The following is a 21,312-nucleotide window of genomic DNA, read 5'->3' as shown; positions in this document are numbered from 1 at the left end:
GGGATAAAAGGTCGGAGGCGTAAGCCGTTACTACGACTGGGCAGTTACAAGCCCAATACCTTTAGGTGATGGGTAGTTGACACATGGTCTGTGGGCTGCTTTTTTCTGTATACGAAATTTAAATAAATAGTAACTTTAACCGAATCAAGTAAGTCCCCTGCGGAGGTTGCGAAAAGCAATAAGCAGTGGGTGGGGACTCGCATACAAATGATTATGCCACTGCTACATCTTTTTCCTCCGCCTTGAAATAAAAAAAATTATCCTGCAAGATTGTTTCAGGAATTAACATGTCGACACATTAGAGCGTGTCTGAAAAATCATTCCCGCAATCTGCACGCCCCACTTTGCGATATATTTTGTCCGAATTCGGTTGTCGTAGCCCATGAATTTTGGCAAGTAAAGATTATCTGAAAACTGAAAAAATAGGTATAAAAAATAAATATAGGGCTGTTGCAATGACGGAAAATAAGGTATGATATCTGCAGAAGCATGTTACACGTTTCTATAACCCGGGTGAAGTAAATGAAAAAGGCAATAATCTGTTGAGATATCTTCACCGGATAGACACAAAATCATTTGGAGAAAGTTATATGAAAAAGTTTAAGTTAAATGTACAGAGACATATCTGCATTTTATTATGCTTTATTTTATATATTACCGTGCTTCCCCTTCCTGTATCAGCAGAGGAAGCAAAATCCAAAACAGTCAGAGTAGGCTGGTATGAAGGAACTTATAATACCACAGGAGCAGACGGTCAGAGGAGAGGCTACAGCTACGAATACCAGCAGGCAGTAGCTGCGCATACCGGATGGAAATATGAATATGTGGAGGGAAGCTGGGCAGAACTGATGAGTATGCTGAAAAATGGACAGATCGATCTGCTGGGAGGCATTTCCTATACAGAGGAACGTTCCACTTCCATGCTTTTTTCAGAATTGCCTATGGGAGAGGATAAATATTACCTGTATGTGGATACTTCTAATACAGATATCTCCATTTCAGATCTGACTACATTAAATGGAAAAAGAATCGGTATGCTGCCGAATGCACTTCCTGCCGAAATGTTCCATGAGTGGGAGAAAAGTCATGGAGTGAACACGCAGCAGGTTGATATTACCGGTGCAGATGATGTTCGTCAGAAATTGAAAAATCATGAAATTGACGGATTTGTTTTAAATGAATCTCCACAGTGGGAAAGAGACGATATTTCTCCTGCTATTCTGATTGGTAGCTCCTATAATTATTTTGCAGTCAGCAAAAAACGCCCGGATTTGAAAGAAGAGCTGGATCAGGTAATGCAGAAGATAGAGAGGGAGAATCCTTTTTATACAGACGATCTTTATAAAAGGTATCTCTCTGCAAATTCCCTTGAAACTCTTACGGATGAGGAACAGAACTGGCTGGAACAGCATGGGGCGGTCCGGATTGGATATCTGAAAAATGATGTGGGTATCAGCCTTGTGGATACGGAGTCAGAGAAACCGGTAGGAATTATTAACGATTATATTAGTCTGGTATCCGGTTATCTGGGTGAACAAGCCATAGAATTTCAACTGACAGGTTTTGAATCCCAGGAGAAAGAGCTGCAGGCATTAAAGGATAACAGGATTGATATGATTTTTCATATGAACCAGAATCCATATGAAGCTGAGCAGAATGATATTGTATTGTCAAATACTGTTTTTGAAATTAATGTTGCAGTACTCACCGGTGTTAAGAAGTTTGATGAAAATAAAGAGAATACAGTAGCAGTGAGCAGGAATAACCTGCTGGGGAAGTGGTATATTTCTTTTAATTATCCATTCTGGAAAATAAAGGAATACGACTCATCTGCTGAGGCCGATAAAGCAGTTCAAAGTGGCGAGGCAGACTGCTTTGTTGTGAAGGCAGGACAGTCATTAAAGACACTGGAGGACAGCAAAATGCGCAGTATTTTTCTTACGAAATCCGGCGCTTCCTGCTTTGCGGTCACCAGGGAAAACACAACATTAATGAATATCCTGAACAAAACCATTCAGACTCTGCCTGCTTCCAGACTTTCCAGTCAGTTTTACGTATATGAAAACGCACCGGGCAAGGTTACTCTGGCAGAATACATAAAGGATAATCTGCGGGTAGTTTCCATTTGGTTTGTAAGTGTGGTCTTGATTATTGTATGGATTATAGTTTATCTGCTGATACAAGCGAGAAAAGCCAAGATTCAGGCAGAAAAGGCTAATGCCGCCAAATCAGAGTTCCTTTTCAATATGTCTCACGATATCCGGACACCCATGAATGCCCTGCTGGGATACAGTGAGCTGATAAAAAGGGAACTGACTGATCCGAAACTTCTGGATTATCAGGAGAAGATGGAACAGTCCGGAAATCTGCTTCTGTCTATTATCAATAATGTGCTGGACATGGCCCGGATTGAAAGCGGTAAGGTGGAACTGGATGAAGATTATGTGAAGATCAGAGATATTTATCAGGGAATTTACAAAATTTTCCAGGCGGAAGCGGAGAAAAAATGTATTCACCTTAAGATGGAATATGATGTCAAGCATGAGCACGTAATCTGCGATGAGACGAAGAACAAGGAAATTTTCCTCAATCTGATCAGTAATGCGGTAAAATATACAGCTTCAGGGGGAAGAGTTACCATAAGGATCACAGAGCTTGACTGTGACAGGAAAGACTATGTGCGGATACGGACTCAGGTAATTGATACAGGTATCGGAATGAGCGAAGAATTCCTTCCATCTCTCTTTGAGGCTTTTGCCAGGGAACGAAATACAACAGACGGAAAGATTGCGGGAACAGGTCTGGGAATGCCGATCATAAAGAAGTATATTGATATGATGTACGGAACTATTGAAGTAGAAAGTAAGCAGGGAGAAGGAAGTAAATTTACAGTTACCCTGGAATACAGGATTGCTGATAAGAGCTACTATGAACAGGATACGGAAAAATCTTCAGATGTGGATGAAACAGACAGAATCAGCGGAAAACATATTTTGCTTGCCGAGGATAATGATCTGAATGCGGAAATCGCACAGTTTATCCTGGAGGATATGGGACTTATGGTTGATCGTGTTGAGGATGGAGTTCAGTGTGTGTCAAGGATAGAACAGAAACCGGCAGGCACCTATGACCTGATCCTTATGGATATCCAGATGCCGAACATGGACGGCTACAGGGCAACTGAGATGATCCGCGGACTGTCAGATAAAGACAAAGCCACTATTCCAATCATAGCCATGACAGCCAATGCCTTTGAGGAAGACAGAAAAAAGGCACTGGCAAAAGGAATGAACGGACATATTGCAAAACCTGTTGATGCAGAAAAAGTTGAGAAGACTATTTGTTCGGTTTTAGGCAGCCAGAGTGAACAGTAACGCGACACGTTAAAGTACAGAACAGGTATTCGCTTGCTCTGTACTTTTTTTATATGGGATGATATACTGAAAATATAACCATATTAAACATATTTCAATTTTTGATAAGTGAAATTTGATTAAAACAGGAGAATATTATGGATCATTTTGAATTGCATTCCGAGTACAAGCCAACTGGAGATCAGCCCCAGGCAATTGAACGTCTGGTCAGAGGCTTTAAAGAAGGCAACCAGTTCGAAACTTTACTGGGTGTCACCGGTTCCGGCAAGACATTTACCATGGCGAACGTCATCGCCCAGCTAAATAAACCAACCCTCATCCTCGCCCACAACAAAACTCTCGCGGCACAGCTTTACGGAGAGATGAAAGAATTCTTCCCTGAGAACGCAGTGGAATATTTTGTCTCCTATTATGACTACTATCAGCCGGAGGCTTATGTCCCGTCTTCAGACACCTATATTGCCAAAGACTCCTCCATCAATGACGAGATTGACAAACTCCGTCTCTCTGCCACAGCCGCAATGTCAGAGCGGAAAGACGTAGTGGTCATTTCCTCCGTTTCCTGTATCTACGGACTGGGTTCCCCTCAGGAATTCTTTGACATGATGATTTCCCTGCGTCCGGGAATGACCAAAGACAGGGATGAGGTAATCCGGGAGCTGATCGACATTCAGTACACCAGAAATGAGATGGACTTCCACCGAAGCACCTTCCGTGTCCGTGGAGATACCCTGGAAATTTTTCCTGCCAACAGCTCCGATACAGCCGTGAGAGTAGAATTTTTCGGAGATGAGATCGACCGTATTTCAGAAATTGATGTACTGACAGGAGAAATCAAATGCCAGCGTTCTCATATCAGCATCTTCCCTGCATCCCACTATGTAGTGCCAGCAGAACAGATCCAGAGAGCAGCTGTAGCAATAGAAGAAGAATTAAAAGAACGTGTAGAGTATTTCAAAAGCGAAGACAAGCTTCTGGAAGCCCAGCGAATCTCAGAACGCACCAATTTCGACATTGAAATGATGAAAGAAACCGGATTCTGTTCAGGAATCGAAAATTATTCCAGACATCTGTCAGGATTAAAGCCCGGACAGCCGCCATACACACTGCTGGACTATTTTGGAGATGACTTCTTACTTATTATAGATGAATCTCATATCACAGTACCTCAGGTAGGAGGAATGTACGCCGGTGACCAGAGCAGGAAGCAGACACTGGTAGACTACGGATTCCGGCTTCCTTCAGCCAAAGATAACCGCCCCTTAAGCTTCGAAGAATTCGAATCCAAACTGGATCAGGTCATGTTTGTATCCGCCACTCCGGGACAATATGAGTATGATCATGAACTCCTCCGTGCAGAACAGATCATCCGTCCAACCGGACTTCTGGATCCGAAAGTAGAAGTCCGCCCCATTGAAGGACAGATTGACGACCTGATCGGGGAAGTAAACAAAGAAGTGTCAAAGAAACACAAAATACTGATCACCACTCTCACCAAACGAATGGCAGAAGACCTGACAGAATATATGAAAGAAGTAGGAATCCGAGTCCGTTACCTCCATTCCGATATCGATACCTTAGAACGTGCCCGCATTATCCGTGATATGCGTCTGGATGTCTTTGATGTACTGGTAGGAATCAACCTCCTTCGAGAAGGCCTGGACATCCCGGAAATCACCTTGGTAGCAATCCTGGATGCAGACAAAGAAGGCTTCCTCCGTTCCGAAACCTCTCTCATCCAGACCATCGGACGAGCTGCCCGAAACAGTGAAGGCCATGTAATCATGTACGCAGACAACATGACCGATTCCATGCACAAAGCCATCACCGAAACCAACCGCCGCCGAACCATCCAGGAAGCCTATAACAAAGAACACGGAATCACTCCGACTACTATCAAAAAAGCAGTCCGCGACCTCATCGCCGTATCCAAAGCAGTAGCCGAAACCGAAGTCCGACTCCAGAAAGACCCAGAGTCCATGACCCGCAAAGAACTTACCAAACTTATCACCCAGGTAGAAAAACAAATGCGCGCCGCAGCCGCAGACCTCAACTTTGAACAGGCCGCCGAACTACGTGATAAAATGATCGACCTGAAAAAGAACCTTGACGCTCTTGATAAATAGAACAAATGACCTGAAACAAGAAAATACTAATTGCGGTCAAGCCTGCGAGAAGAAAAGAATGACCTGAAACAAGAAAATGATAATTACGGTCAAGGCTATAAGAAGAAAAGAATGACCTGAAACAAGAAAATAACAATTGCAGTCAAGCCTATGAGAAGAAAAGAATGACCTGAAATAGGAAAAGAAAAATTACAGTCAAGGCCAGGGCAGGAAAAGAATGACCTGAAACAGGAAAAATATTTTTATGGTCAATTCCAGAACAGGTTACAAGTAATATGAGATAAAAAATGATGTTACAGTCAATTTCTCACAGCATTCTTTTCATCAAATCAAATAAATAATATTGTTATGAAATAACAAAAAATTCACAAAATAATATTGACAAACCAAATCAAGAGTGCTATCTTATGAGCATAAGGTGTTAGCACTCCTAAAACATGAGTGCTAACAAACCAAAAACAAAGGCAGTAAAGGAGTGGAACTTCATGGATCAGGAATTAGATGATCGTAAAAAGAAAATACTAAAAGCCATCATCAAAACCTACATGGAAACAGGCGAACCGGTGGGTTCCCGGACCATTTCCAAGTTTGCAGATTTAAATGTAAGCTCTGCCACCATCCGGAATGAGATGTCAGACCTGACAGATATGGGATATATCGTACAGCCCCACACCTCAGCCGGAAGAATTCCTTCTGATAAAGGTTATCGCCTCTACGTAGACGAGCTGATGAAAGAAAAGGAATCAGAGGTTCAGGAAATCAAGGATCTCATGATAGAGAAAACTGACAAACTGGATAAAATGCTGAAGCAGGTAGCAAAGGTACTGGCCTCCAATACCAACTATGCAACAATGATCTCTGTTCCACAGTACAGCGGAAGCAAGATTAAATTCATCCAGCTTTCCCGTGTGACACCCCTTCAGCTTGTGGCAGTAGTAGTGAGTGATAACAATGTCATCCGAAACCAGATCATCAATCTGGATGAGGAGATGGACGATCAGACAATCCTGAAATTAAATCTTCTTCTTAACACCAACTTAAATGGGGTGCCCATTCAGGATATCAACCTGGGAATGATTGCCCGCCTGAAAGAACAGGCAGGTGTACATGGCTCTGTGGTTGGCACAGTCCTTGATGCAGTGGCAGACACCATCCAGGTAGACGAAGACGATATGCAGATATATACTTCAGGAGCAACCAACATTTTCAAGTATCCGGAGCTTGCAGACACAAGCAAAGCGAGCGAGCTGATTTCAGCATTTGAAGAGAAGCAGGATCTGGTAGACCTGGTGAAAGAGAGAATGTCTGATACCGAGAACACAGGAATTCAGGTGTACATTGGTGATGAGATGCCGGTGCAGACCATGAAAGACTGCAGTGTAGTCACAGCCACTTACGAACTTGGAAAAGGAATGCATGGTACCATCGGTATCATCGGTCCCAAGCGTATGGATTATGCAAACGTAGTTGACAGCCTGAAGGCTTTGAAAGTCCAGCTGGACGAACTGATTAAGAAAGAGAGTTAGAAAGGCGGTAATAGAGAGTGTCAGAAGAAACAAAGAACACAGCTCAGGAAGAAGAGACAACAGATACTCCGGTAACAGAAGAAACTGTTGAGAATGAACCTGAAGTTGTAGAGAACGGCGAAGCAGAAACAGAGGAAATCCCGGTAGAGGACGGAGACGAGGAAGCTTCCCAGGATGACAAGAAAGACAGCAAATCAAAAACTTCTTTCTTCGGCAAGAAGAAAAAAGAAAAAGATAAATTTGAACAGCAGATTGAAGAACTTACAGACAGGCTGAAACGAAACATGGCTGAATTCGATAACTTCCGTAAGAGAACGGAGAAAGAGAAATCCAGTATGTATATCATCGGAGCCAAGGACATAGTTGAGAAAATGCTTCCGGTTGTGGATAACTTCGAGAGAGGTCTTGCACAGGCACCTGAAGGAGATTCTTTTGCAGATGGCATGAAGATGATCTACAAACAGCTGATCACCACATTAGATGAGCTGGGCGTGAAACCGATTGAAGCAGTGGGTAAGGAATTTGATCCGAACTTCCACAACGCAGTAATGCATGTGGAGGATGAAGAAGCTGGTGAGAATATTGTGGTAGAAGAATTCCAGAAGGGTTACACCTACAAGGATTTCGTAGTCCGCCACAGTATGGTAAAAGTAGCCAACTAATTTACATGAAAATATAGAATATATCAAATCTAGTTGAAAATAAACAGGAGGAACAAGATTATGGGAAAAATCATTGGTATTGACTTAGGTACAACAAACAGCTGTGTAGCCGTAATGGAAGGCGGACAGCCAACAGTTATTGCTAATACAGAAGGCGCAAGAACAACACCATCAGTTGTCGCTTTCACAAAAACAGGAGAACGTCTTGTAGGTGAACCTGCAAAACGTCAGGCAGTAACAAACGCAGAGAGAACAATCTCTTCCATTAAAAGAGAGATGGGTACTGACTATCGTGTAACAATCGACGACAAGAAATATTCTCCACAGGAAATTTCCGCTATGATTCTTCAGAAACTGAAAAAAGATGCAGAAGGATACCTTGGTGAGAAAGTTACAGAAGCAGTTATCACAGTTCCTGCATATTTCAATGATGCTCAGCGTCAGGCAACAAAAGATGCCGGTAAAATCGCAGGTCTTGATGTAAAACGTATCATCAACGAGCCAACAGCAGCAGCTCTTGCATATGGTCTTGACAATGAAAAAGAACAGAAGATTATGGTATACGATTTAGGTGGCGGTACATTCGATGTATCTGTGATCGAAATCGGTGACGGCGTTATCGAAGTACTTTCCACAGCAGGTAACAACCGTCTTGGTGGTGATGACTTCGACCAGAAAGTTACAGATTACATGCTTGCAGAGTTTAAGAAAGCAGAAGGCGTAGACTTAAGCAATGATAAGATGGCACTTCAGAGATTAAAAGAAGCTGCAGAGAAAGCAAAGAAAGAGCTTTCTTCCGCAACAACTACAAACATCAATCTGCCATTCATCACAGCTACAGCAGAAGGCCCGAAACACTTCGATATGAACCTTACAAGAGCTAAATTCGATGAATTAACACATGACTTAGTAGAAATGACAGCAGAACCGGTACGTCGTGCACTTTCAGATGCAGGTATCACAGCATCTGAACTTGGCCAGGTACTTCTGGTTGGTGGATCTTCCCGTATCCCGGCTGTTCAGGATAAAGTAAGACAGTTAACAGGCAAAGAGCCAAGCAAGAACCTGAACCCGGATGAGTGTGTAGCACTTGGTGCTTCTATCCAGGGTGGTAAACTTGCAGGTGATGCAGGCGCAGGTGATATCCTTCTTCTGGATGTTACTCCACTGTCACTGTCCATCGAGACAATGGGTGGTATCGCAACAAGATTGATTGAGAGAAATACTACAATTCCTACAAGAAAGAGCCAGATTTTCTCAACAGCAGCAGACAACCAGACAGCAGTAGATATCAACGTTGTACAGGGTGAGCGTCAGTTTGCAAAAGACAACAAATCCCTTGGCCAGTTCCGTCTGGACGGAATCCCGCCAGCACGTCGTGGTGTTCCGCAGATTGAAGTTACATTTGATATCGATGCAAACGGTATCGTAAATGTATCTGCTAAGGATCTTGGAACAGGTAAAGAACAGCACATCACAATCACAGCTGGTTCTAACATGTCTGATTCCGATATCGACAAGGCAGTAAAAGAAGCTGCTGAGTTTGAAGCACAGGATAAGAAACGTAAAGAAGCAATCGATACAAGAAACAATGCTGATTCCATGGTATTCCAGGTTGAGAATGCACTGAAAGAAGCCGGAGACAAGATCGATGCTAATGATAAAGCTGCTGTAGAAGCAGACCTGAACGCACTGAAAGATTTACTGTCTCAGACTGCAAATGCAGAAGAGATGACAGATTCTCAGGTAGCAGATATCAAAGCTGCTCAGGAGAAGATGATGGAAAGTGCTCAGAAGCTTTTCGCTAAAATGTATGAGCAGACACAGCAGGCAGGCGGCCAGGCAGGACCGGACATGAATATGGGCGGCGGTGCAGCAGGCAGCACAGATGCAGGAAACAACGATGATGTTGTAGATGCTGATTACAAAGAAGTATAATGTGACATTTCTGTAAAAGCAGAGATTTGCAACGGAAATATCAATAATAACTGTTCAGTGGGAGAGTCTCTCTCACTGAATAGTTGTGTTATAAATAAAACGGGTATAGGATTAAAATCATGGCTGATAAGAGAGATTATTATGAAGTCTTAGGCGTGGACAAAAGCGCCGATGACGCAACACTTAAAAAAGCATATCGTAAGCTGGCCAAGAAGTATCACCCGGATGTAAATCCAGGAGATAAAGAGGCTGAGGCGAAATTTAAAGAGGCAACAGAGGCTTACACCATCTTAAGCGATCCGGAGAAGAGAAAACAGTATGACCAGTTTGGCCATGCGGCTTTTGAAAACGGTGGAGGAGGTGCCGGCGGCGGCTTCGGAGGTTTTGATTTTAACGGTGCTGATATGGGTGATATCTTCGGCGATATTTTCGGCGATTTATTTGGCGGCGGCAGCAGAAGCAGACGTGCCAATAATGGTCCGATGAAGGGAGCTAATCTCCGCGCACGCGTAAATATTACTTTTGAAGAAGCTGTCTTTGGCTGTGAGAAGGAACTGGAGATCGTACTGAAAGACGAGTGCACCACCTGTCATGGAACAGGTGCGAAGCCGGGTACTTCACCGGTAACCTGTCCGAAATGTCATGGAGAAGGTCAGGTTGTTTATACACAGCAGTCCATGTTTGGAATGGTGCGTAATGTACAGACTTGTCCGGATTGTCATGGATCAGGTAAGATCATCAAGGATAAATGTACTTCCTGCCGCGGAACCGGATATACATCTTCAAGAAAGAAGATTCAGGTATCTGTACCTGCAGGTATTGACAATGGTCAGAGCATCCGCATCCGTGAGAAGGGTGAACCGGGTACAAACGGAGGCCCGAGAGGCGATCTGCTTGTAGAAGTAAATGTTGCACGTCATCCGATCTTCCAGAGACAGGATATGAATATCTTCTCTACTGCGCCTCTTACATACGCGCAGGCAGCACTGGGCGGTACTGTACGTATTAACACAGTGGATGGAGAGGTTGAATATGAAGTGAAACCCGGAACTCAGACAGACACAAGGATCCGTCTGAAGGGAAAAGGTGTACCGTCTCTGAGAAATAAGAATGTACGTGGCGATCATTATGTGACTTTCGTTGTGCAGGTTCCTACAAACCTCAACGAAGAAGCAAAAGAAGCACTGCGCAAATTCGATGAGGCGTGTGGTAATCGTCCGAAATCAAAAGATTCTGATGATTTTGAAAAACCGGAAAAGAAGAAAAAGAGTTTCATGGATAAATTAAAAGAGACTTTTGAGGATTAATTATAAAAGAAAATTAAAGAAAAGAGGTTTACCCTCTTTTCTTTTTTTGTATAGTCGTGTATATTGAAGAGTAACGGTAAAAATCAGATGAACAGACAGGAATAAAAGTTTCCTGAGAAATGGAGAGATATTTGACAAAAACAGAGAAGATCGCAGCTTTTCGGGAGAAGTATCTCCCTGTATGGGTAATTTTGCCGCTGATAAGCATTTTTGTATTAAACTGTCTTATTTACTGGGGAAGCGGAGTACTGACAGCAGACAGATATCATTTTGATTTTACCATGTCACTGGACAGGGCAGTGCCGTTAATACCACAGTTTATCTGGATTTATATTCTGGCATTTCCTTTTTGGGCAGTGAATTATATTCTGACTGCACAGAGAGGAAAAGATGGATTTTATCGGTTTGTGGCAACTGATCTGACTGTTCATATTACATGTTTTATTATTTTTCTGGTTTTGCCAACTACCAATGTCAGACCTGAGATTGCAGGAACTACATGGTCCCAGCAGATGCTTAAGTTTGTTTATCTCATGGATGGTGGAAACAGTCCGTCTAACTTATTTCCGTCAATCCATTGTTATGTAAGCTGGCTGAGCTGGCGCGGAGTCAGTAAATCAGAGAATATTCCAAAATGGTATCAGCATTTTTCACTGATTTTTGCAATACTGATCATTATTTCTACCCAGGTGCTTAAACAGCATTATCTGGTGGATGCCATTGCCGGAGTTGCACTGGTAGAATTGGCGTGGAGATTTTACAGCAAAGGAAACCGCCACGAGATATTCAGACATTTTTTTGAAAAAATAAGTGAAGCATGCAGTCGGTGGGTAAATAAGAATTGACTGGATGTGGTGAGATGCTGCATTATGGGAATAGCTGCAGAGTAACAGAGAATGGGTCAGACATATTTTTGGATGATAATAGTTAATTATATAACATAAAGAAATGGAGACAATTACATGAAGTGGAACCGTTTTACAGTAAAAACGAAAACAGAAGCAGAAGATATCGTTATCAGCACACTTGCAGAAGTCGGCATTGAAGGCGTGGAAATTCAGGACAAACAGCCTCTGACTGAGGAAGACAAGGCTCAGATGTTTGTAGATATTATGCCGGAAGGACCAGCAGATGACGGCATTGCCTATCTGAATTTTTATCTGGAAGAAGATGCAGACAAAGAAGCAATCCTGAAAGATGTTCGTGAAGCATTAGATGACCTGAAGAATTTTATGGACATCGGGGAAGCTACCATTGAAGAATCTCAGACAGAGGACAAGGACTGGATTAATAACTGGAAACAGTATTTCCACCAGTTCTATGTAGATGATATCCTTATCGTACCGTCATGGGAAGAAGTAAAAGCAGAGGATAAAGACAAGATGATCCTCCACATTGATCCGGGTACAGCCTTCGGTACAGGTATGCATGAGACTACTCAGCTTGTGATTCGCCAGTTAAAGAAATATGTAACACCGGATACAGAGATGCTTGACGTAGGAACCGGAAGCGGTATCCTTGGTATCGTTGCCCTGAAACTTGGTGCGAAACATGTACTGGGAACAGACCTTGATCCATGTGCAGTTCCTGCAGTTGCAGAGAATAAAGAAGCAAACCAGATCGTGGATGAAACTTTTGATATGGTCATCGGAAACATCATTGACGATAAAGCGATTCAGGATCAGGCAGGATATGAAAAATATGATATTGTAACAGCAAATATCCTTGCAGATGTTCTGATCCCTCTGACACCAGTAATTGTAAACCAGATGAAAAAAGGCGCTTACTACATTACTTCCGGTATTCTTGATGTGAAAGAAGAAGTTGTAGTGGAGGCAGTAAAAGCAGCAGGCCTGACGGTCGTAGAAGTGACACATCAGGGCGAGTGGGTTTCCGTAACAGCAAGAAAGGACTGATCCTATGCAGCGTTTTTTTGTGGAGCCTTATCAGATTGAGGAAGAGGCACACCGTATCCACATCAATGGGACGGATGTAAATCATATTAAAAACGTTCTCCGCATGAAATGTGGGGAGGATGTGTGGATCAGTGACGGAGGAGATAAAGAATACCACTGCCAGATTGAAGAACTGGGAGAGGATGAGGTTCTGCTGCATATCCTCTATGCACAGGAGCCGGAATATGAGCTGCCAAATAAAATTTATCTTTTCCAGGGACTGCCGAAAGCAGACAAGATGGAACTGATCATCCAGAAAGCAGTAGAGTTGGGAGCTTTTTCTATAATCCCGGTAGAGACAAAGCGATGTGTGGTGAAACTGGATGTTAAGAAGGCAGCAAAGAAGGTGGTTCGCTGGCAGCAGATCGCAGAGAGTGCAGCAAAGCAGTCCAAGCGAATGCTGATCCCGGAGATCCATGAAGTAATGACCTACAAACAGGCACTGGAATTTGCGAAACAGTTAGATGTAAAACTGATCCCGTACGAACTTGCCAAAGGAATGAAAGAAACCAGAGAAATCCTCAGCGAGATTAAGCCTGGACAGTCTGTCGGTATCTTTATCGGACCGGAGGGTGGATTCGAGGAAGAAGAGGTAGCAAAGGCACTGGAAGCAGGTGCCCATGCGATTACACTTGGAAGACGAATCCTCAGAACTGAGACAGCAGGACTTGCGATTCTTTCAGTTCTGATGTTCCAGTTGGAAAATGAATAATAGAAACAAGAGAGAACAAAAATGGAAGCATATTTTGATAATTCAGCCACGACCCGCTGCTTTGAAGAAGTAAAGGACATCGTGGTAAAAACAATGATGGAAGATTTCGGAAACCCATCTGCCATGCACCAGAAAGGTGTAGACGCAGAAGGGTATGTCAAAGAATCTGCCAGAACTTTGGCACAGATACTGAAAGTAACAGAAAAAGAAATCCTGTTCACTTCCGGCGGAACAGAGTCAAACAACCTGGCTCTGATCGGTGGTGCGCTTGCCAACAAACGAAGCGGTAATCACATTATCACAACTGCAGTAGAGCATGCTGCAGTCAGCCAGCCGGTAGCTTTTCTGCAGGAACAGGGATTTGAAGTGACCATTCTTCCTGTAGACGGGCATGGAGTAGTAAAACTTGACGCATTGGAGAAAGCATTAAGGCCGGATACCATTCTCGTATCTACAATGATGGTAAATAATGAGACCGGTGCGGTTATGCCTGTAGAGAAAATCGGTGCAATGATCCAGGAGAAGTGTCCGAAGGCGCTGTATCATGTAGATGCGATCCAGGCATTCGGTAAATATCGTATTTATCCGAAGAAATGGAATATCCATCTTCTGTCTGTCAGCTCACATAAGATCCATGGACCAAAAGGAGTTGGATTCCTGTACATCAACAGCAAGGCAAAAGTACAGCCTCTCATTCTCGGCGGCGGCCAGCAGAACGGCATGCGTTCTGGAACAGACAACGTACCGGGAATCGCAGGACTTGGCGTTGCAGCGAAGATGATGTACCAGAACTTTGACGAGAAAGTAGAGCATCTTTACCAGCTCAAAGAACGCATGGCAGAAGGACTTTCTAAGATTGACGATGTAGTAATCAACGGAATGCCTGTCAGAGAAGGCGCACCGCATATCTTAAGCGTCAGCTTTCTGGGAATCAGAAGCGAGGTACTGCTTCACACATTAGAGGATAGAAATATTTATGTATCAGCAGGAAGCGCATGCTCCAGTCACAAGAGAAAACCAAGTGCAACACTTTCAGCAATGGGAATGAGCAATGCACAGATCGAGAACACTGTACGTATCAGCTTCTCAGAGGAGAATACATTCGAAGAAGTTGACTACTGCCTGGAAGTTCTGAATGAAGTACTGCCGATGCTGAAACGCTATGCACGCAGATAACAAATAATAGTTATAAGTGATATTTGGAATGGAACCTGAGATAAGCTCAGGAATATTTGAAAAGGTTGTTAATAGCACTTATATGAATTCTATTTGAAAATTACAGATATTAAATCCAGAAAAATATTAATTCTAATATTATATAAAACAATTTATTATAAGCAAAATAAGAGAAGGAGAAACAAATGATATTCCACGCATTTTTAATAAAATACGCAGAAATCGCCATCAAGGGCAAGAACAGATACATCTTCGAAGATGCCCTTGTAAAGCAGATGAACATCGCCCTTTCCAAAGTAGAAGGTGAGTTTGAAGTAAAGAAAGAACAGGGAAGAATCTATGTATTCTGCCCGGAGCAGTATGACTATGATGAAACTGTAGAAGCCTTGCAGCATGTATTCGGTATTGTTGGAATCTGCCCTGTAGTGATCTACGAAGATCAGGGATTCGAGCAGATGGCAAAGGACGTAGTTTCCTACATGAAGAACTGCCATCCGAACTACGACGGAAGTTTCAAAGTATATACAAGAAGAGCAAAGAAATCTTATCCGATCACATCCATGGAAGTTAGTGCAGAACTCGGCGGTCGTATCCTGGATGAGTTTCCGGATGCAAGCGTAGATGTACATGAACCGGACCTGACTCTTTCCGTAGAAATCCGAGACAAGATCTATGTATATTCCCAGACCATCAAAGGCGCAGGTGGAATGCCAATCGGCACAAACGGAAAAGCTATGCTTCTCCTTTCTGGCGGAATCGACAGCCCGGTAGCAGGTTACATGATCGCAAAACGTGGCGTTAAGATTGACGCTGTATACTTCCACGCTCCGCCATACACAAGCGAAAGAGCAAAACAGAAAGTTGTAGACCTGGCAAAACAGGTAGCAAAATACAGTGGACCGATTCGCCTCCATGTGGTAAACTTCACAGATATCCAGCTCTACATCTACGATCAGTGTCCGCACGATGAGCTGACAATCATCATGCGCCGTTACATGATGCGTATTGCAGAGCATTTTGCAAAAGAAAGCAGATGCCTCGGCCTGATCACAGGAGAAAGCATCGGCCAGGTTGCCAGCCAGACCCTGCAGAGCCTTGCAGCAACAAACGAAGTCTGCACACTCCCTGTATACCGTCCGGTTATCGGATTCGACAAACAGGAAATCGTAGAAAGATCCTGGGAAATCGGAACCTATGAAACATCCATCCAGCCATTCGAAGACTGTTGTACTATTTTCGTGGCAAAACATCCGGTTACCAAACCAAACCTGAACGTGATCCACCGTTCTGAAACAAAACTGGAAGAAAAAATTGACGAACTCATGAAGACAGCGCTGGAGACTGTTGAGATTATTGAGATTGATTAATATCGATTACAAACATTCGGAATCTGCTGACGCTACTTCCTTATGTTTGAACTTGAAACTCTGGTATACAAAAAAAAGAGGAACTGGTAAACAGTTCCTCAATGACTGCGAAAAAATTATTCTGTAACGTATTTGCCTACGATTGCCATAACGGTATCAAGAGCAGCGCCATCAGCGTGGATGTTTAAATCGATTGGTTTGGATAAATCAAGGCTGAAAATACCCATGATAGATTTTGCGTCGATTACATATCTTCCGGATACTAAATCGAAATCGCAGTCGAATTTGCTGATTTCATTAACGAACGCTTTCACTTTATCGATAGAGTTCAGTGAAATTTTAACTGTTTTCATTATGAGAACCTCCCTTAATAATAGTTATTTGCTGACCTGATTGTCTGTCAGCTTACAATTTTCATCTTAACGGCAGAGACCATAAAAGTCAAGGTGAAAACGGATAAAATTTCCAGAAAGATTTAGTGAAAATGTAGAACAGTGCTAAAATATCAGACTGTTTTGTAGAAAATGAACAATAACTAGAGCGAAAACAAAATCTATTCTGTAAGCATATAAGTTTTCGAAATGTCAGCATGTATACAAAGTCCAGACTACAGAAAATGAGTATGCAGGTATAGAATTATAAAAACAGAAAAATCAATTAGGAGGAAAGAATGGGAAAAAAAGTTGCACTTCACAACTTAGGATGTAAAGTAAACGCCTATGAAGTAGAAGCCATGCAGCAGCTTCTGGAAGAAGCGGGCTACGAGATCGTACCTTTTGAACCGGGGGCTGATGTATATTTAATTAATACCTGTACAGTAACCAACATTGCAGACCGTAAATCCAGACAGATGCTGCACAAAGCAAAGAAAATGAACCCGGATGCTATCGTGATCGCAGCCGGATGTTATGTACAGACAGATGAAGGGAAACTGGATAAAGATGAGGCTGTAGACCTGATCCTTGGAAACAATCAGAAGGGAAATATTGTCCAGGTACTCGAGGAATATGAGCAACAGCACACCAAACAGAAACATGTGCTCAAGATCAACCAGACAAAAGAATATGAAGAACTGGCAATTGATCATACAGCAGAGCATGTACGCGCATATATCAAAGTTCAGGACGGCTGTAATCAATTCTGTACTTACTGTATCATTCCTTATGCAAGAGGTCGTGTCAGAAGCCGTAAGATCGCGCATGTAATGGATGAGGTTCATGCACTTGCAGCAAAAGGATACAAGGAAGTCGTTCTGACAGGAATTCATTTAAGCTCTTATGGTGTAGATTTCCCGGCAGAAGAGAAAGAAACACTGCTTTCCCTGATCCGGGCAGTACATGAGGTAGAAGGAATCGAACGAATCCGTCTGGGCTCCCTGGAACCGGGAATCATCACAGAAGAATTTGTGCAGAGCATTGCCGCATTGCCGAAAATGTGTCCGCATTTCCATCTGTCCCTGCAGAGCGGATGTGATACCACATTGGAGCGAATGAATCGCAGATACAGAAGCGCAGAATATGCAGAGAAATGCGGGCTTCTGAGAAAATATCTGGGAAATCCTGCACTTACCACAGATGTGATCGTTGGTTTTCCGATGGAAACGGAAGAAGATTTTCAGGATTCCTATGATTTCGTAGAGAGTATTCATTTTTATGAAACTCATATTTTCAAATATTCCCGCCGCCATGGAACAAAGGCTGCAGCCATGTCCGGACAGCTCACTGAAGCACAGAAAGCGGTCAGAAGTGACAAGATGCTTGCTTTAAATGAACAGCATGCGAAAGAATATGAGAAATCCATGCTCGGCGGTGAACTGAAAATACTTCTTGAGGAAGAAGTAGAGATTAACGGAGAGCAGTGGTATATCGGTCACAGTATGGAATATATTAAAACAGCAGTGAAAAAACAGGACAACTACAGTGTGAATGACATCATTACTGTAAAAGCTGAAGAATTCCTGGAAGAACATACATTAACAGGTGAGGTTCTGGGAGTTGAATAGTTACAGTTCACTTCATTCTCAGCGGAATAGTGGTGTGTGAACAGTAACGAATAATCATCAATAAATTTGCGGTTGCACAATACGTGAAATTATATTAAAATATAGAAGAAAATATGTGTATTGTATACGAAATAACTATTCAGTAATGACAATTTTGCACTGAACAGTTATATTACGAAATCTGCAATACATAGCAAAGTGAAAAATTATTAAAGATGGTGCAATAACCGCTGAGACAATAATTCCGAAGGCTTTGCGACAATAAATCAGGTAAGGACGTGAATAAAATGGCAGAGAACAATCTGGGTAATACCCAATATTTCAGAACAAAACCAGACCAGGAGCTTCAGGTAAAAGAAGTTCTGGATCTCGTTTACACAGCAATGGATGAGAAAGGATACAATCCGGTCAATCAGATCGTTGGATATATTATGTCCGGAGATCCTACTTATATTACCAGTCACAAGGGCGCAAGAAGCATGATCATGAAAGTAGAGCGCGACGAACTGGTAGAGGAACTTTTAAACGAGTATATTAAAAACAAATCCTGGGAACGCTGATATGAGGATTCTGGGATTAGATTATGGATCAAAAACAGTCGGTGCAGCCATTAGTGATCCGCTGGGGATCACCGCTCAGGGTGTAGAGACGATCTGGCGTAAACAGGAGAACCACCTGCGCCAGACACTTGCCCGTATTGAAGAACTTGTTTCGGAATATCACGTGGAGAAGATCGTGCTTGGATATCCGAAGAACATGAACAATACGATTGGAGAACGTGCCCAAAAATCACTGGAATTTAAAGAAATGCTGGAGAGACGTACAGGTCTTGAAGTGATCATGTGGGACGAGCGTCTGACAACAGTAGAAGCCAATCGTACTTTAATGGAAGCCAGTGTGCGCAGAGAGAACCGCAAGCAGTATCTGGATCAGCTGGCTGCTGTTTTTATTTTGCAGGGATATCTGGATTCCCTGTCCTGTTAGGAGATTAATAAGATGGAGAAAATTAAATTTCAGCTTGAGGACGGAACAGAAGCGGAGTTTTATGTAGAGGAGCAGACCAGGATCGGAGGAGTTGCATATCTTCTGGTATCTGATTCTCAGGATGATGAGGCGACAGCCTATATTTTTAAAGACGTGTCAGAGGATGACAGTCAGGAAGCCTGCTATGAAATGGTCGAGGACGAGGATGAGATGCAGGCTGTTTTTAAAGTATTTGAACAAATGTTAGATGACGTAGACCTTGAAATGTAGCATGGAGGTGTAGTACTTGAGTAACGAAAATAACAACCAGTTTAATAATGAAGCGCGTGAAAATCATGACGGACAGTTCGGACATGGTCAGAAGAGGCCATACAACAGACCGAAGAATTATAAATATAAACCACAGCACAGAAACTCTTATGGAAGAAAACCAATGCAGGACCGCAAGGCTCCGGCAGATAAAGAGAAGAACGGAATACAGGTACCATTTAAGGCTGCGATAAAGAATTCTTCCCGCAGACCGAAGAAACCAACATCTAAATTAAAGATCATTCCTCTGGGTGGTCTGGAACAGATTGGAATGAATATCACAGCATTTGAATATGAAGACAGCATTGTTGTGGTAGACTGCGGTCTTGCTTTCCCGGAAGATGATATGCTCGGAATTGACCTTGTCATTCCGGACGTCACCTATTTAAAAGAGAATATTTCCAAAGTAAAAGGCTTTGTGATCACTCATGGACATGAGGACCATATCGGTGCGCTGCCGTATGTACTCAAAGATGTAAATGTCCCTGTTTATTCCACGAAGCTGACCATTGCTCTTATTGCAAATAAGCTGAAAGAGCATAATATGACCAATACTACCAAGTTAAAGGAAGTAAGGCATGGACAGGTCATTAATCTTGGTGATTTTTCAATTGAATTTATCAAGACAAACCATAGTATCCAGGATGCATCTGCACTTGCGATCTATTCTCCGGCAGGCATCGTAGTGCATACCGGCGACTTTAAAGTAGATTATACTCCTGTATTCGGAGATGCCATTGATCTGCAGCGTTTTGCAGAGATTGGAAGAAAGGGAGTACTGGCACTGATGTGTGACAGTACTAATGCAGAGAGAACCGGATTTACCATGTCTGAACGTTCTGTGGGACATGTGTTTGATAATCTTTTCAATGAATATAAGACAAACAGAATCATTATTGCCACTTTTGCATCCAATGTAGACCGCGTACAGCAGATCATTAACACAGCTTATCGTTTCGGACGCAAGGTTGCAGTAGAGGGCCGCAGTATGGTAAATGTTATCACAACTGCAGCAGAGCTTGGATACCTTCGCATTCCGGATCAGACTCTGATTGAGATCGATCAGGTTAAGAATTACCCGGATGAACAGGTAGTGCTGATCACAACAGGAAGCCAGGGTGAATCCATGGCAGCTCTTTCCCGTATGGCTGCAAACATCCATAAGAAAATAGTGATCAAACCGAATGATACTATTATTTTCAGTTCCAATCCGATTCCGGGAAATGAGAAAGCGGTATCCAAGGTTATCAATGAGCTTTCCATGAAGGGTGCGAAGGTTATTTTCCAGGATGTCCATGTTTCCGGACATGCCTGCCAGGAAGAAATCAAGCTGATCTATTCTCTGGTAAAACCGAAATATGCAATCCCTGTTCATGGTGAATACAGACATCTGACTGCACAGAAAAATGTAGTTGAGGAACTTGGAATCCCCAAAGAGAATATCTTTGTCCTTGCATCCGGAAATATTCTGGAGCTTGACAGCCAGAGTGCACAAGTAACAGGCACTGTACACACAGGAGCAATCCTGGTAGACGGACTTGGTGTAGGAGATGTAGGAAATATCGTTCTTCGTGACCGTCAGCATCTTGCAGAAGATGGAATTATGATCGTTGTGGTTACGTTGGAACGCCACAGCAATGTGATTCTTGCAGGACCGGACATTGTTTCCAGAGGCTTCGTATATGTGAGGGAATCTGAGGATCTGATGGATGGTGCAAGAGAAGTGGTAGAGAATGCACTGGATTCCTGTCTGGAACGTAATATTACGGACTGGGGCAAGATCAAGACAGTTGTGAAGGATGCGCTCAGTGAATTTTTATGGAAACGTACCAAGAGAAGTCCTATGATCCTGCCTATTATCATGGAGGCATAAA

General features: G+C 42.8%; 17 protein-coding genes and 2 pseudogenes. 17 read left to right on the top strand and 2 right to left on the bottom strand.

The features are described 5' to 3' along the window. Positions 1-282: 282 nt before the first annotated feature. Positions 283-372, bottom strand: a pseudogene (locus LJE12_RS20745) (DUF6783 domain-containing protein); the annotation flags it as partial. Between LJE12_RS20745 and LJE12_RS21140 the strand changes: the two are divergent. From LJE12_RS21140 to thiI, 12 genes and pseudogenes are all read left to right on the top strand, one after another. Next, positions 343-411 (top strand): annotated as a pseudogene (locus LJE12_RS21140) (hypothetical protein); the annotation flags it as partial. The pseudogenes LJE12_RS20745 and LJE12_RS21140 overlap by 30 nt on opposite strands. Before the next feature lie 179 nt (positions 412-590). After that, entirely contained in the window at positions 591-3,374 is a 2,784-nt protein-coding gene (locus LJE12_RS14315; RefSeq protein ID WP_008707383.1) for a transporter substrate-binding domain-containing protein, read from the top strand. Between the two features lie 137 nt (positions 3,375-3,511). Further along, positions 3,512-5,500, top strand: a complete 1,989-nt coding sequence (uvrB, locus tag LJE12_RS14310; RefSeq protein WP_161234008.1) for an excinuclease ABC subunit UvrB — start codon at positions 3,512-3,514, stop codon at positions 5,498-5,500. Positions 5,501-5,985: 485 nt separating this feature from the next. Continuing rightward, entirely contained in the window at positions 5,986-7,026 is a 1,041-nt protein-coding gene (gene hrcA / locus LJE12_RS14305; RefSeq protein WP_008707388.1) for a heat-inducible transcriptional repressor HrcA, read from the top strand. Positions 7,027-7,043: 17 nt separating this feature from the next. Beyond that, entirely contained in the window at positions 7,044-7,688 is a 645-nt protein-coding gene (gene grpE, locus LJE12_RS14300) for a nucleotide exchange factor GrpE (RefSeq protein ID WP_022381213.1), read from the top strand. A 60-nt stretch (positions 7,689-7,748) separates the two neighbouring features. Beyond that, on the top strand, positions 7,749-9,626 hold the full coding sequence (dnaK, locus tag LJE12_RS14295; protein WP_008707391.1) for a molecular chaperone DnaK: 1,878 nt from the start codon (positions 7,749-7,751) through the stop codon (positions 9,624-9,626). 119 nt (positions 9,627-9,745) lie between these two features. Then, entirely contained in the window at positions 9,746-10,933 is a 1,188-nt protein-coding gene (dnaJ, locus tag LJE12_RS14290) for a molecular chaperone DnaJ (RefSeq protein WP_022381214.1), read from the top strand. A gap of 131 nt (positions 10,934-11,064) precedes the next feature. Next, the gene (locus LJE12_RS14285; RefSeq protein WP_227226614.1) at positions 11,065-11,778 is read left to right on the top strand and encodes a phosphatase PAP2 family protein; all 714 of its coding nucleotides are present in this window, start codon (positions 11,065-11,067) and stop codon (positions 11,776-11,778) included. Between the two features lie 117 nt (positions 11,779-11,895). After that, positions 11,896-12,849, top strand: a complete 954-nt coding sequence (gene prmA / locus LJE12_RS14280; RefSeq protein ID WP_022381215.1) for a 50S ribosomal protein L11 methyltransferase — start codon at positions 11,896-11,898, stop codon at positions 12,847-12,849. Between the two features lie 4 nt (positions 12,850-12,853). Then, positions 12,854-13,600, top strand: a complete 747-nt coding sequence (locus LJE12_RS14275) for a 16S rRNA (uracil(1498)-N(3))-methyltransferase (protein ID WP_055052524.1) — start codon at positions 12,854-12,856, stop codon at positions 13,598-13,600. Between the two features lie 21 nt (positions 13,601-13,621). After that, positions 13,622-14,776: a cysteine desulfurase family protein gene (locus LJE12_RS14270; RefSeq protein ID WP_055052523.1), complete on the top strand. Its 1,155-nt coding sequence runs from the start codon at positions 13,622-13,624 to the stop codon at positions 14,774-14,776. A gap of 185 nt (positions 14,777-14,961) precedes the next feature. Continuing rightward, complete coding sequence (gene thiI / locus LJE12_RS14265) at positions 14,962-16,143, top strand: tRNA uracil 4-sulfurtransferase ThiI (RefSeq protein ID WP_055052522.1); 1,182 nt, start codon at positions 14,962-14,964, stop codon at positions 16,141-16,143. 116 nt (positions 16,144-16,259) lie between these two features. On the opposite strand, the gene LJE12_RS14260 is transcribed toward thiI, so the two are convergent. Continuing rightward, positions 16,260-16,496, bottom strand: a complete 237-nt coding sequence (locus LJE12_RS14260; protein WP_008707401.1) for an HPr family phosphocarrier protein — start codon at positions 16,494-16,496, stop codon at positions 16,260-16,262. A gap of 317 nt (positions 16,497-16,813) precedes the next feature. Between LJE12_RS14260 and mtaB the strand changes: the two genes are divergently transcribed. The 5 genes from mtaB (at position 16,814) to LJE12_RS14235 (ending at position 21,311) form a co-directional block, all read left to right on the top strand. Then, positions 16,814-18,145 carry a tRNA (N(6)-L-threonylcarbamoyladenosine(37)-C(2))-methylthiotransferase MtaB gene (mtaB, locus tag LJE12_RS14255; RefSeq protein WP_118338575.1) on the top strand — a complete coding sequence of 444 codons (1,332 nt, stop codon included), beginning with the start codon at positions 16,814-16,816 and terminating at the stop codon, positions 18,143-18,145. Between the two features lie 287 nt (positions 18,146-18,432). Then, entirely contained in the window at positions 18,433-18,705 is a 273-nt protein-coding gene (locus tag LJE12_RS14250; RefSeq protein WP_020994102.1) for an IreB family regulatory phosphoprotein, read from the top strand. 1 nt (position 18,706) lies between these two features. Beyond that, positions 18,707-19,129, top strand: a complete 423-nt coding sequence (gene ruvX, locus LJE12_RS14245; RefSeq protein WP_022381220.1) for a Holliday junction resolvase RuvX — start codon at positions 18,707-18,709, stop codon at positions 19,127-19,129. Positions 19,130-19,141: 12 nt separating this feature from the next. Next, entirely contained in the window at positions 19,142-19,399 is a 258-nt protein-coding gene (locus tag LJE12_RS14240) for a DUF1292 domain-containing protein (protein ID WP_008707416.1), read from the top strand. Positions 19,400-19,562: 163 nt separating this feature from the next. Further along, complete coding sequence (locus LJE12_RS14235) at positions 19,563-21,311, top strand: ribonuclease J (RefSeq protein WP_008707417.1); 1,749 nt, start codon at positions 19,563-19,565, stop codon at positions 21,309-21,311. Position 21,312 lies beyond the last annotated feature (1 nt).

Origin of the sequence: Blautia sp. DFI.6.71, from assembly GCF_020593585.1 — a bacterium.
Classification (GTDB): Bacteria; Bacillota; Clostridia; order Lachnospirales; family Lachnospiraceae; genus Blautia_A; species Blautia_A wexlerae.
The sequence above is the reverse complement of the archived record's forward strand: the minus strand, read 5'-3'. Positions and strand labels throughout refer to the sequence as shown.

Bases quoted from the DNA above. Each gene is read 5' to 3' on its own strand.
- LJE12_RS14315 (WP_008707383.1), top strand. From the start codon at position 591: ATGAAAAAGTTTAAGTTAAATGTACAGAGACATATCTGCATTTTATTA.
- uvrB (WP_161234008.1), top strand. From the start codon at position 3,512: ATGGATCATTTTGAATTGCATTCCGAGTACAAGCCAACTGGAGATCAG.
- hrcA (WP_008707388.1), top strand. From the start codon at position 5,986: ATGGATCAGGAATTAGATGATCGTAAAAAGAAAATACTAAAAGCCATC.
- dnaK (WP_008707391.1), top strand. From the start codon at position 7,749: ATGGGAAAAATCATTGGTATTGACTTAGGTACAACAAACAGCTGTGTA.
- dnaJ (WP_022381214.1), top strand. From the start codon at position 9,746: ATGGCTGATAAGAGAGATTATTATGAAGTCTTAGGCGTGGACAAAAGC.
- prmA (WP_022381215.1), top strand. From the start codon at position 11,896: ATGAAGTGGAACCGTTTTACAGTAAAAACGAAAACAGAAGCAGAAGAT.
- LJE12_RS14275 (WP_055052524.1), top strand. From the start codon at position 12,854: ATGCAGCGTTTTTTTGTGGAGCCTTATCAGATTGAGGAAGAGGCACAC.
- LJE12_RS14270 (WP_055052523.1), top strand. From the start codon at position 13,622: ATGGAAGCATATTTTGATAATTCAGCCACGACCCGCTGCTTTGAAGAA.
- thiI (WP_055052522.1), top strand. From the start codon at position 14,962: ATGATATTCCACGCATTTTTAATAAAATACGCAGAAATCGCCATCAAG.
- LJE12_RS14260 (WP_008707401.1), bottom strand. From the start codon at position 16,496: ATGAAAACAGTTAAAATTTCACTGAACTCTATCGATAAAGTGAAAGCG.
- mtaB (WP_118338575.1), top strand. From the start codon at position 16,814: ATGGGAAAAAAAGTTGCACTTCACAACTTAGGATGTAAAGTAAACGCC.
- LJE12_RS14250 (WP_020994102.1), top strand. From the start codon at position 18,433: ATGGCAGAGAACAATCTGGGTAATACCCAATATTTCAGAACAAAACCA.
- ruvX (WP_022381220.1), top strand. From the start codon at position 18,707: ATGAGGATTCTGGGATTAGATTATGGATCAAAAACAGTCGGTGCAGCC.
- LJE12_RS14240 (WP_008707416.1), top strand. From the start codon at position 19,142: ATGGAGAAAATTAAATTTCAGCTTGAGGACGGAACAGAAGCGGAGTTT.
- LJE12_RS14235 (WP_008707417.1), top strand. From the start codon at position 19,563: ATGCAGGACCGCAAGGCTCCGGCAGATAAAGAGAAGAACGGAATACAG.